Origin of the sequence: Pseudomonas sp. PICF141 (genome assembly GCF_002286815.1) — a bacterium.
Lineage (GTDB): Bacteria > Pseudomonadota > Gammaproteobacteria > Pseudomonadales > Pseudomonadaceae > Aquipseudomonas.
On sequence record NZ_MUNM01000017.1, the window covers coordinates 56,623 to 68,808 of the forward strand.

Below are 12,186 nucleotides of genomic sequence, written 5' to 3' on the forward strand. Positions count from 1 at the left end.
TCAGTTAATCGGCGTACCGACAAACACCTCAAGCCCCTCGGCATACTCTGTGAACGCATTTATCCGGGGAAACTGCGCGGCCTCCACCTGATCCGGCACCACCAGTTTGGTAAAACTCCAGGCCACCGCCAGGGTAATTCCGTCTTGCGCAATCGAACCGTCGATCTTCAGCGGCTGTTTTTCCAGCTCCCGCTCCAGCGCCGAATACGCCGCGGCCAATTGCTTTTCGACCCGTTCCACCCAGGGCGCGTACTGAATTTCCGCCGGCCGCAGGTTGCGTTCGTAGTAAAGCTGCACCGATTTTTCGCACGCCGCCAACGCCAGGCCGGTCAGCCGTAGCGAGCGCAGGCGTTGCTCCAGATCGTTGGGTATCAGGTTTTTACCCGGCGCGGCCAGAGCCTCCAGGTAGTCGATGATCAGCGTCGAATCCATCAACACCTCGCCATCATCCAGCACCAGGGTCGGCGCCTTCACCACGGGGTTGATCTGCTGGAACTGTTCGAAGTTTCTGAATACCGAAACCGACTCGTGCTCCAGCGGTATGCCCAGGCACTTGGCAGAAATGGCGACGCGTCGCACATAGGGCGAATCCAGCATGCCGATCAGTTTCATTGAGCCTCTCCTTCAGACGGTCCATGGGGGATGGACAACCTTAGCCGAGGTTCAGCGACCTGCAAACGGCTTCGCGTTAATCCTCAAAGCCCGCCTGCTCATGAATCTCATCAACCTTCAATTCCAGTCGATAAGCCACGGCGATGAAAAGCGCCTGGCACAGGCACAAGGTCGCACTCAGCGAGCGGAAGGCAAACGAACTGCCTTCGTTGACCAACAGCACGGTGTTGGCGCGCTTGGCCAATGGCGACAGGTTGCTGTCGGTGATGATCAGGGTTTTCGCTTGATGATGCTGGGCAATACGCAGGCAGTGCTGGGTTTCCTTGCCGTAGGGCGTGAAGCTGATGGCGATCACCAGATCATTGGCGCGCACGCTGCGCATCTGCTCGCGGTAACTGCCGCCCAGCCCCGACACCAGGTGGATGCGCTTGTTGGTGTGTTGCAGGTTGTAGACCAGGTAGTCGGCTACCGCGAACGAGCGGCGCACCCCGACCACATAGATGTTGTCGGCATTCACCACCAGGTCCACGGCTTTGTCGAAGGCCTGGTCATCGAGCTCCAGCCCCAGCCGTTCGATGCCCGACAGGGTGGCGTTGATGCATTCGCGAGCCAGATCGCCACCGCTGGCCTTCTGGGACTTGTTGGCGATCATGCTGCGAATACGCTGCTGGTAGTTCTGCACCGGCGTGGTTTTGTGGGTATAGGCCTCGCGAAACAGCGCCTGCATTTCGCTGAACCCGCTGAAGCCGAAACGCTGGGAAAACCGCACGATGGCCGACGGGTGCACTTCGCATTCGCGGGCGATATCGCTGATGCGGTCGACCATGATCCGGTCGCGTTGCTGGCTCATGTAGCTGGCAATGCGTTTGAGCTGGCGTGGCAGGCTTTCGTATTCATCGGTGATCAGCTGCAACAAACGCTCGGCATTGACCGGAGGGCTGACCAGATCGCTGTCGGGCGTGCTCTCGGTCGTGGCCGGCTGATCGGTGCGGGACATAAGGAATCCTTCTGGCTTGTGCTTATAGAGATGACAGGCGGGTCATCCCCTGACGATAGGTTGGCTGTGCGCAGTCTACAGGTTAGGCCCCAATAAAATCTTGAGCTTGCGGCCGTTATCGGCTCTGCTGAAACGATGCACTGTGTCTGGAACGCTTGCGTAGAAAGTTTATTGGAAAAAATATTCCATGTGAAAAATATTTGGAATAATTATTGATTGTTGGGTCCTGGTCGTTTTAGTCTGCATCCACCAAGAGTGTTCGGCGCCTTCATCGCCCCGAACGCAGGCTGATAAAAATAACAGGAGCCAGCATGGGCCAGACTCGTTTTGCCAGTGGGCGTCAATTGGATCTGATTTGCCTGGGGCGCCTGGGCGTCGACCTTTATGCGCAGCAAGTCGGGGCGCGGCTGGAGGATGTGAGCAGCTTCGCCAAATACCTCGGCGGGTCGTCCGCCAACATCGCTTTCGGCACCGCTCGGCTGGGTCTGAAATCGGCAATGTTGAGCCGGGTAGGGGACGACCACATGGGTCGCTTCCTCGTAGAATCGCTAGCCCGCGAAGGCTGCGACATCAGCGGCATCAAGGTCGATCCGGAACGCCTGACCGCTATGGTCCTGCTGGGCCTCAAGGACCGAGAAACCTTTCCCCTGGTGTTCTACCGCGAAAACTGCGCCGACATGGCGTTGCGCGCCGAAGACATCAACGAAGCCTTCATTGCTTCCAGCAAAGCCCTGCTGATCACCGGCACCCATTTCTCCACCGACGGCGTCTACAAGGCGAGCATCCAGGCACTGGACTATGCCGAGAAGCACAACGTCAAACGGGTGCTGGACATCGACTATCGCCCGGTGCTCTGGGGCCTGGCCGGCAAGGCGGACGGCGAAACCCGATTCGTCGCCGACCAGAACGTCAGCCAGCACGTGCAGAAAATCCTCCCGCGTTTCGACCTGATCGTCGGCACTGAAGAAGAGTTTTTGATCGCCGGCGGTTCCGAAGATTTACTCACCGCGCTGCGCAATGTTCGGCAACTGAGTACGGCGACGTTGGTGGTCAAGCTCGGCCCGCAAGGCTGCACGGTGATTCACGGAGCGATTCCGGCGCGTCTTGAAGACGGCGCGATTTATCCCGGTGTGCGCGTCGAAGTACTGAATGTGCTGGGGGCCGGCGATGCCTTCATGTCGGGTTTCCTCAGCGGCTGGCTGGAGGATGCCAGCGATGAGCGCTGCTGCCAGTTGGCCAATGCCTGCGGCGCTCTGGTGGTGTCGCGCCATGCCTGCGCCCCGGCAATGCCGACCCGCGCCGAACTCGACTATCTGTTCAACAGCCCGGTGCCGATCACCCGGCCGGATCAGGACGCCGTGTTGCAGCGCCTGCATCAGGTCAGCGTGCCGCGCAAACAGTGGAAGCAACTGTTCATCTTCGCCTTCGATCATCGTGGGCAACTGGTGGAACTGGCCCACAAGGGCGGGCGCGACCTGAGCAGTATTGGCGAACTCAAACAACTCTTTATCCAGGCCGTGGAGCGGGTCGAAGCGGATCTGCGTGAGCAGGGCGTCGAGGCCGACGTTGGCTTGCTGGCCGATCAACGTTTCGGTCAGGACGCACTGAACGCCGCCACCGGTCGTGGCTGGTGGGTGGCGCGGCCGGTGGAAGTACAGGGCTCGCGGCCATTGGCGTTCGAACACGGGCGTTCGATTGGCAGCAACCTGATCGCTTGGCCGCAGGAACAAATCATCAAGTGCCTGGTGCAATTCCATCCCGATGACGAGCCACTGCTGCGTCTGGAGCAGGAAGCGCAGATCAAGGGTTTGTATCAGGCGTCGCAAGTCAGCGGTCATGAACTGCTGCTGGAGATCATTCCGCCCAAGGATCACCCGTCCGCGCATCCGGACGTGCTGTATCGCGCCCTCAAGCGCCTCTACAACCTGGGCATTTACCCGGCGTGGTGGAAGATCGAAGCGCAAAGCGCCGAGCAATGGAAGCAGCTCGACGAGCTGATTCAGGAACGCGATCCGTATTGCCGTGGCGTGGTGCTGCTGGGCCTGAATGCCCCGGCGGCGGCCTTGGCCGAAGGGTTTCAGCAGGCCAGCCAGAGCCAGTGCTGCCGAGGTTTTGCCGTGGGCCGGACGATTTTCCAGGAGCCGAGCCGCGCATGGATGGCCGGTGAAATCGATGACCAAACATTGATCCGCCAGGTGCAGGGCACGTTCGTCGAACTGATCGACGCCTGGCGCATGGCCCGGGCCTGACATAACGCCGCGTTATCGTTCTTCGCGGGCAAGCCTCGCTCCTACGGGAAGCTGCGGTGTTCTGTAGGAGCGAGGCTTGCCCGCGAAGGCGGCCTCAGACTCAACGGTAATTTAGAAAACAATAAAAGGTGCAGCCATGCCCGCTATCCGAATTGGCATCAACCCGATCTCATGGAGCAACGACGACTTGCCGTCCCTCGGTGGCGAGACGCCGTTGAGCACTGCCCTCAGCGAAGGCAAGGACATCGGCTACGAAGGCTTCGAGCTCAACGGTAAATTCCCCAAAGATGCCAAAGGCGTCGGCGACGTGCTGCGGCCCTACGACCTGGCGCTGGTCTCCGGCTGGTATTCCAGCCGTCTGGCCCGCCGTTCCGTGGCCGAGGAAATCGACGCCATCGCCAGCCATGTCGAGTTGCTGGCGAAGAACGGCGCCAAGGTGCTGGTCTATGGCGAAGTCGCCGATTCCATTCAAGGCCAGCGCATTCCACTGGTCGAGCGCCCGCGTTTCCACACCGACCAAGCCTGGCAGGAATACGCCGACAAACTCACCGAACTGGCGCGCTTCACCCAGGCCCAGGGCGTGCGCCTGGCGTATCACCACCACATGGGGGCCTACGTCGAATCCCCGTCCGACATCGACAAGCTGATGGCGTTGACCGGCAGCGAAGTCGGCCTGCTGTTCGATTCGGGCCACTGCTACATGGGCGGCGGTGAACCCTTGCAGGTGCTGCGCAAACACATCGAACGCATCTGCCACGTGCATTTCAAGGACGTGCGCAAACCGGTGGTGCAATTGGCGCGCAACCATCTGTGGAGTTTTCCGGACTGCATCATCAACGGCACCTTCACCGTGCCCGGCGATGGCGACATCGACTTCGGCGCCTTGCTCAACGTCCTGCTGGGCGCCGATTACCAAGGCTGGCTGGTGGTCGAGGCCGAGCAGGACCCAGCGGTGGCACCGAGTTACGTCTATGCCAAAAAAGGCTACGACACCTTGCGTGCGTTGCTCAACGAGAGGACCGCGTGATGAGCCTGTTGGTCAAAAGCAATGCCCGCGGCCGGACCATGGTCGAGTTGGGGCAAGGAGAGCTGGAATACGTCGGTTTCGCCGCTTATCGCCTGAGCCTCGGTGAAACCCTGCCAATCAGTGCCGACGACAAGGAATTGTGCCTGGTGTTGCTTAGCGGTCGGGTCAGCATCAAGGGTGAAGCACCGGGGCAGGGCGCGTTTGATTGGGACAACATTGGCGATCGCCACTCGGTCTTCGAAGATAAATCGCCGTTCGCCGCGTACTTGCCACCGGGTAGTCAGGCACAAGTGGTCGCACTCAGCGACGTGCAGATCGCCGTCTGCGCCGCGCCCGGTTCGACCGCCGAAAATCACAGCCCACGGCTGATCCAACCCGACAGCATGAAACGCAGCGTGCGCGGCAAGGGCGCCAACACCCGCTACGTCTGCGACATCCTGCCGGACACCGAGCCGGCCCATTCGCTGCTGGTGGTGGAAGTGCGTACGCCGTCCGGGCATTCGTCGAGCTACCCGCCGCACAAGCACGACACCGACGATTTGCCGCACCAGAGCTTTCTCGAAGAAACCTATTACCACCAGATCAACCCGCCCCAGGGCTTCGTGTTCCAGCGGGTCTACACCGACGATCGCAGCATCGACCAGGCCATGGCTGTGGAAAACAGCGACCTGGTGGTCGTGCCCAAGGGCTATCACCCAGTCAGCGTGCCCTACGGCTACGAGTCGTATTACCTGAACGTGATGGCCGGCCCGAAACGTGTCTGGCAGTTCCATAACGATCCGCAGCACAGTTGGCTGCTTGACCTGTGAACTGAACGCCTGAATTCCAACTTCTGCACGGAGAACACGATCAATGAGCAACGCCCCGATCATCGGCCACTACATCCACGGTCAAGTGCAAGACAGCAGCAGCGAACGGTTCAGCAACGTCTTCAACCCGGCCACCGGCAGCGTTCAGGCACGCGTCGGGCTGGCCAGCCAGAAGACCGTCGACGAAGCGGTCGCCTCGGCTCTGAAAGCCTTTCCGGCCTGGTCCGAACAATCGTCCCTGCGCCGTTCGCGGGTAATGTTCAAGTTCAAGGAATTGCTCGACCAACATCACGATGAGCTGGCAGAAATAATCAGTCGCGAACACGGCAAAGTGTTCTCGGATGCCAAGGGCGAAGTGACCCGTGGCATCGAAATTGTCGAATACGCCTGTGGCGCGCCGAACCTGCTGAAAACCGAGTTCAGCGACAACATCGGTGGCGGCATCGACAATTGGAACCTGCGCCAGCCGCTGGGCGTGTGTGCCGGCGTAACCCCGTTCAACTTCCCGGTGATGGTGCCGCTGTGGATGATCCCGCTGGCGCTGGTCACCGGTAACTGCTTCATCCTCAAACCGTCCGAACGTGACCCGTCGGCCAGTTTGCTGATGGCGAAATTATTGTCCGAAGCCGGGTTACCGGACGGTGTGTTCAATGTGGTTCAGGGTGACAAGACCGCAGTCGATGCCTTGCTGCAACACCCGGACATCGAGGCGATTTCCTTTGTCGGCTCGACGCCGATTGCCGAGTACATCCACCAGCAAGCGACCTCGCGCGGCAAACGCGTACAAGCGCTGGGCGGGGCGAAGAACCACATGATCGTCATGCCCGACGCGGATCTGGACCAAGCGGCAGATGCATTGATCGGTGCCGCTTACGGCTCGGCCGGTGAGCGCTGCATGGCGATTTCGATTGCCGTGGCGGTGGGCGATGTCGGCGATCAACTGATTGCCAAACTGCTGCCGCGTATCGATCAACTGAAAGTCGGCAATGGCTTGAAGGCTGACAGTGACATGGGGCCGTTGGTGACGGCCGAGCACAAGGCCAAAGTCGAAGGTTTCATCGACGAAGGCGTGGCCCAGGGCGCGCAGCTGATTGTCGATGGCCGCCACTTCAAGGTGCCGGGCGCCGAGAACGGCTTCTTCGTCGGCGCGACGCTGTTCGATAACGTCACGACCGAAATGAGCATCTACCAGCAAGAAATTTTCGGTCCGGTGCTGGGCATCGTGCGCGTGCCGGATTTCGCCAGCGCCGTGGCGCTGATCAACGCCCATGAGTTCGGCAATGGCGTGTCGTGTTTCACCAGCGATGGCGGCATCGCCCGCTCGTTCGCCCGCAGCATCAAGGTCGGCATGGTGGGCATCAATGTACCGATTCCAGTGCCCATGGCTTGGCACTCGTTCGGTGGCTGGAAGCGCTCGCTGTTCGGTGATCACCACGCCTACGGTGAAGAAGGCATCCGCTTCTACAGCCGCTACAAAAGCGTGATGCAGCGCTGGCCCGACAGCATTGCCAAAGGCCCTGAATTCAGCATGCCGACAGCCAAATAACTCACCTGTGCGGAGAACAACAAAAATGAGCAAACCCCTGCGTTTCGCCCTGAATCGTATGGTCGCCCCACGTTTGTCCCTGCCCGCGTTCATCGAGCTGGCGGTGGCCCTCAAGGCCGGCGCCATCGAGATTCGCAATGACCTCAAGGGCGTCGAGATCGAGGACGGCACCGCGCCCGAACATGTGCGTGAGCTATGCGAGGCCAAAGGCATCACCGTGCTGTCGATCAATGCGCTGTATCCGTTCGATGTGTGGAATGACGAGCGCCGCGAACACGCGCTGAAACTTGCCGCTTATGCCCGTGATTGCGGTGCGCAGGGTTTGGTGATGTGCCCGTTGAACGAGCGCGCCGATCCACGAACCGAAGCGCAGCGTGCTGCCGGCCTGCGCACCGCGTTGAGTGAACTGGCGCCGATCCTGCGTGATCACGGCATCCTCGGTTTCATCGAGCCGCTGGGTTTCGAGGAGTGCTCGCTGCGGCGCAAACGCACCGCGGTCGACGCGATCAAGGCCATGGGTGGGCTGGATGTGTTCCGTCTGGTGCATGACACCTTTCACCATCACTTGGCCTGCGAACATGAGTTTTTCCCCGAACTGACCGGGCTGGTGCACATCTCCGGCGTCGAAGAGGCCGAGGCACCGCTGGCGACCATCCGCGATGGCCACCGGGTGCTGGTGGGTAAGGGCGATATCCTCGGCAACGCGGCACAGATCGAGACCTTGCTCGCTACCGGCTATAGCGGCTACCTGTCGTTCGAACCGTTCGCCGACAGCGTCCATGGCCTGGCGGATATCCAGACGGCGATCGGCGCGAGCATGGATCACCTGCAGAAATCCCAAGGTTAATGGAGGAACCCTGTGGGAGCGGGCAAGTCGGGTCGCCGCACCGCCGCTCCCACAGTTGATCGCATTCCACAGCACACACCGGATTTAGCTTCAAAGGAAGGTGCAAGCATGACCACAACAAGACTGACCATGGCCCAGGCCCTGGTGAAATTTCTCGATAACCAGTACATCGAGGTCGATGGCGTTCAAAGCAAATTCGTCGCCGGGATCTTTACCATTTTCGGCCACGGCAATGTGTTGGGTCTGGGGCAAGCCCTGGAACAGGACAGCGGCGACCTGATCGTGCATCAGGGCCGCAACGAGCAAGGCATGGCCCATGCCGCTATCGGTTTTGCCAAGCAACACTTGCGGCGCAAGATCTACGCCTGTTCTTCATCGGTGGGCCCGGGCGCGGCGAACATGCTGACCGCTGCCGCCACGGCCACTGCCAACCGCATCCCTTTGCTGCTGTTGCCCGGCGACGTCTACGCCTGCCGCCAACCGGACCCGGTACTGCAACAGATCGAGCAGTTCCACGATCTGAGCATCAGCACCAACGATGCGTTCAAGGCCGTGAGCAAATACTGGGACCGGATCAACCGTCCCGAGCAACTGATGACGGCAGCGATCCACGCCATGCGCGTGCTGACCGACCCTGCCGAAACCGGCGCGGTGACCCTGGCGTTGCCGCAAGACGTGCAGGCCGAGGCTTACGACTACCCGGATTACTTTCTGCAAAAGCGCGTGCACCGCATCGAGCGTCGTCCGGCGACTGAAGCGATGCTCGGTGATGCACTGGCGCTGTTCAAAGGCAAGCGCAAGCCGCTGATTATTTGCGGTGGCGGGGTTAGATATTCCGGTGCCAATGCGGCGTTGCAGGCGTTCGCCGAGCGCTTCGATATTCCCTTCGCCGAAACCCAGGCTGGTAAAAGCGCGCTGGTATCGAGTCATCCGCTGAACGTCGGCGGGATCGGCGAAACCGGTTGCCTGGCGGCGAACCTGTTGGCCACGGATGCTGATTTGATCATTGGTGTCGGCACTCGCTACAGCGATTTCACCACCGCGTCGAAATCCTTGTTCAAACACCCGCAGGTGCAATTTCTCAATCTTAATATCAATCCCTGCGACGCCCTGAAACTCGACGGTGTGCAACTGCTGGCAGACGCCAGAAGCGGTTTGCAGGCACTGACCGATGCATTGGGCGATTACCGCTCAAGCTGGGGCGATCAACCCCGCCAGGCCAAGGCGCAACTGGATGAGGAAGTCGATCGCATTTATCAGGTCGAATACCAGGCAAAAGATTTCGTGCCGGAAATCAACGATCACATGGACCCGGCGGTGTTGCGCGAATTCATCGAGCTGACCGGTTCCTGCCTGACCCAGAGTCGGGTGCTTGGCGTACTCAATCAAACCCTGGCCGATGACGCCGTGATCGTCGCCGCCGCCGGCAGTCTGCCCGGTGACTTGCAGCGCAGCTGGCGCAGCAAGGGCGTGAACACTTACCACGTCGAGTACGGTTATTCGTGCATGGGTTACGAGGTGAATGCCGCCTTGGGCGTGAAGCTCGCCGAGCCTGAGCGCGAGGTCTACGCGCTGGTGGGCGATGGCTCCTACATGATGCTGCACTCGGAACTGGCGACCTCGATCCAGGAGCGGCGCAAGATCAACGTGGTGCTGCTGGACAACATGACCTTCGGCTGCATCAACAACCTGCAAATGGAACACGGCATGGACAGCTTCGGCACCGAGTTCCGTTTTCGCAACCCGGAAACCGGCAAGCTCGATGGCGGTTTCGTGCCGGTGGATTTCGCCATGAGCGCGGCGGCTTACGGCTGCAAGACTTACACAGTGAACACCGTTGAAGAGTTGCACGCTGCATTGGCGGATGCGCGGTTGCAGACGGTGTCGACGCTGATCGATATCAAGGTTTTGCCCAAGACCATGATTCACAAATACCTGTCGTGGTGGCGGGTCGGCGTGGCGCAAGTCTCCATCAGCGCCCGCACCGATGCGGTGGCCAAGACCCTCAACGAACGACTGGCCAAAGCCCGTCAGTACTGATTGCCCTGAACGAACAACAACAAATCTAGGAGTCATGAAATGTCTTTGAAGCTTGGCGTCATCGGCACCGGGGCCATCGGCCAGGACCACATCCGTCGTTGCAGCCAGACCTTGCTCAATAGCCAGGTCGTTGCGGTGACCGACATCAACTTGCAGCAAGCTGCGAAGGTCGTTTCCGACCTTAAACTCACCGCTGAGGTCTATCCCGACGGCCACGCGCTGATCAAGGCGCCCGAGGTCGAAGCGATCCTCGTCACTTCCTGGGGCCCGAGCCACGAAGCGTTCGTGCTGGCGGCGATTGCGGCAGGCAAACCGGTGTTCTGCGAGAAGCCGCTGGCGGTCACCGCTGACGGCTGCCGCAAAATCGTCGAGGCCGAAGTGGCCCACGGCAAACGCCTGGTGCAGGTCGGTTTCATGCGTCCTTATGACGAGGGCTATCGAGCACTCAAAGCAGTGATCGACAGCGGGCAGATTGGTGAGCCACTGATGTTGCACTGCGCGCACCGCAACCCGACCGTGGGTGAGAACTACAAGACCGACATGGCGATCACCGACACGCTGATCCATGAACTGGACGTGTTGCGTTGGTTGCTCGACGACGATTATGTGTCGGTGCAAGTGGTGTTCCCGCGCAAGACCAGCAAGGCCCACGCCCATTTGAAAGACCCACAGATCGTGCTGCTGGAAACCGCCAAGGGCACGCGCATCGACGTGGAAGTGTTCGTTAACTGCCAGTACGGCTACGACATCCAGTGCGAAGTGGTGGGGGAGACCGGCATCGCCAAACTGCCGGAGCCGTCGCAGGTTCAGTTGCGCAGCGGGGCGAAGCTGTCCAACGCGATTCTGATGGACTGGAAGGACCGGTTCATCGCCGCATACGACGTCGAGTTGCAGGCGTTCATCGATGGCGTACGGGCCGGGCAGATCGGTGGGCCATCGGCATGGGATGGTTTCGCTGCCGCCGTCGCAGCCGACGCGTGCATCGAGGCGCAGAACAGCGGCGAGATCGTAAAAGTCGGCCTGCCAGACCGCCCCCGTTTCTACGGCTAACCCCAAATCCCCTGTAACTGATCGTACCCATGCTCTGCGTGGGAATGCATCCCGTGACGCTCCGCGTCACAAAACGGACACAGAGCGTGGGAACGATCAGCATAAGGTGATGGAGAACAAAAAAACATGCGCATCGCACTTGATCCCTACATGTACCGCAACCTGTCCTTGGGCAAGATGGTCGACAAGGTTGCCGAGCTTGGTTACGAACACATCGAGCTGTCGCCCCGGGAAGACTTCCTGCCCTTCTATAAAGCCCCACGGGTCGACAAGGCGCGGATCAAGGAATTTCGCAAAGCCTTGAGCGACACCGGGGTCAAACTCTCTTCCTTGTTACCGATGTACCACTGGGCGGCTGCCGATGAAGGCTTGCGTGTGGCCGCCGTGCGTAACTGGAAGCGCGCGATCCAGATTGCCGTGGAGATGGACTGCGAGCTGGTCAACACCGAGTTCACCGGTCAGTCGGATAACCCGTTGGTGTGCGAAAACCAGTTCATGCGCTCCATGGACGAGCTGATCCCCGAGTTCGAACGCGAAGGCATCAAGCTCGATATCCAGGCGCACCCTTACGATTTCTGTGAGCGCAACAATGAGTCCGTTGACATCATTCGCGGTCTGGACCGGGACTGGATCAACTACCTCTATGCCGCGCCCCACACGTTTTTCTATGACGACGGTGTCGGTGATATCCCCTCGATGCTCAAATACGCCTGCTCAAAGCTGAGCCACCTGATCATCGCCGACACCTACAACCACAAGGCGTCCTCGGGCTTGCGCTACATCGTCAACCCGCCGGGCGTCACCGCCACCGTGCACCAGCATCTGGACATTGGCCAGGGCGAGGTCGACTGGGAAGCGTTTTTCGGCACGTTGCGCGAGATCAAGTTCGATGGCATCGCTACCGTCTCGGTATTCGCTTGGGAAGACCGGCCGGACGAGTCCAATCGCATGATGCTCGAACGCGTGACCCGCGAACTCTGTCGCTAACCCCCGTAACAGATCGTTCCCC

General features: G+C 60.1%; 10 protein-coding genes. 8 read left to right on the forward strand and 2 right to left on the reverse strand.

Features of this window, described 5'->3' with window-relative positions; translation table 11 throughout:
* Both BZL43_RS01740 and BZL43_RS01745 read right to left on the reverse strand, forming a co-directional pair.
* The gene (locus tag BZL43_RS01740; protein WP_095630705.1) at positions 1-612 is read right to left on the reverse strand and encodes a glutathione S-transferase; all 612 of its coding nucleotides are present in this window, start codon (positions 610-612) and stop codon (positions 1-3) included.
* A 76-nt stretch (positions 613-688) separates the two neighbouring features.
* Positions 689-1,609 (reverse strand): MurR/RpiR family transcriptional regulator, encoded by a 921-nt coding sequence (locus tag BZL43_RS01745; RefSeq protein WP_095630706.1) that lies wholly within the window; start codon positions 1,607-1,609, stop codon positions 689-691.
* A 311-nt stretch (positions 1,610-1,920) separates the two neighbouring features.
* Here BZL43_RS01745 and iolC point away from each other — a divergent pair, with 311 nt between their 5' ends.
* The 8 genes from iolC (at position 1,921) to BZL43_RS01785 (ending at position 12,164) form a co-directional block, all read left to right on the forward strand.
* Complete coding sequence (gene iolC / locus BZL43_RS01750; RefSeq protein WP_095630707.1) at positions 1,921-3,858, forward strand: 5-dehydro-2-deoxygluconokinase; 1,938 nt, start codon at positions 1,921-1,923, stop codon at positions 3,856-3,858.
* A gap of 136 nt (positions 3,859-3,994) precedes the next feature.
* Entirely contained in the window at positions 3,995-4,885 is an 891-nt protein-coding gene (gene iolE / locus BZL43_RS01755; RefSeq protein WP_095630708.1) for a myo-inosose-2 dehydratase, read from the forward strand.
* Positions 4,885-5,694 carry a 5-deoxy-glucuronate isomerase gene (gene iolB / locus BZL43_RS01760; RefSeq protein ID WP_095630709.1) on the forward strand — a complete coding sequence of 270 codons (810 nt, stop codon included), beginning with the start codon at positions 4,885-4,887 and terminating at the stop codon, positions 5,692-5,694. Before iolE ends, iolB begins: the two co-directional genes overlap by 1 nt.
* 43 nt (positions 5,695-5,737) lie before the next feature.
* On the forward strand, positions 5,738-7,240 hold the full coding sequence (locus tag BZL43_RS01765; protein WP_095630710.1) for a CoA-acylating methylmalonate-semialdehyde dehydrogenase: 1,503 nt from the start codon (positions 5,738-5,740) through the stop codon (positions 7,238-7,240).
* 25 nt (positions 7,241-7,265) lie between these two features.
* Positions 7,266-8,087, forward strand: coding sequence for a TIM barrel protein (locus BZL43_RS01770; RefSeq protein WP_095630711.1), 822 nt, complete (start codon positions 7,266-7,268; stop codon positions 8,085-8,087).
* Positions 8,088-8,195: 108 nt separating this feature from the next.
* Positions 8,196-10,127, forward strand: a complete 1,932-nt coding sequence (iolD, locus tag BZL43_RS01775) for a 3D-(3,5/4)-trihydroxycyclohexane-1,2-dione acylhydrolase (decyclizing) (RefSeq protein WP_095630712.1) — start codon at positions 8,196-8,198, stop codon at positions 10,125-10,127.
* 39 nt (positions 10,128-10,166) lie between these two features.
* Positions 10,167-11,177 carry a Gfo/Idh/MocA family protein gene (locus BZL43_RS01780; protein WP_095630713.1) on the forward strand — a complete coding sequence of 337 codons (1,011 nt, stop codon included), beginning with the start codon at positions 10,167-10,169 and terminating at the stop codon, positions 11,175-11,177.
* Positions 11,178-11,303: 126 nt separating this feature from the next.
* On the forward strand, positions 11,304-12,164 hold the full coding sequence (locus tag BZL43_RS01785) for a sugar phosphate isomerase/epimerase family protein (RefSeq protein ID WP_095630714.1): 861 nt from the start codon (positions 11,304-11,306) through the stop codon (positions 12,162-12,164).
* The last annotated feature ends 22 nt before the right edge of the window (positions 12,165-12,186 follow it).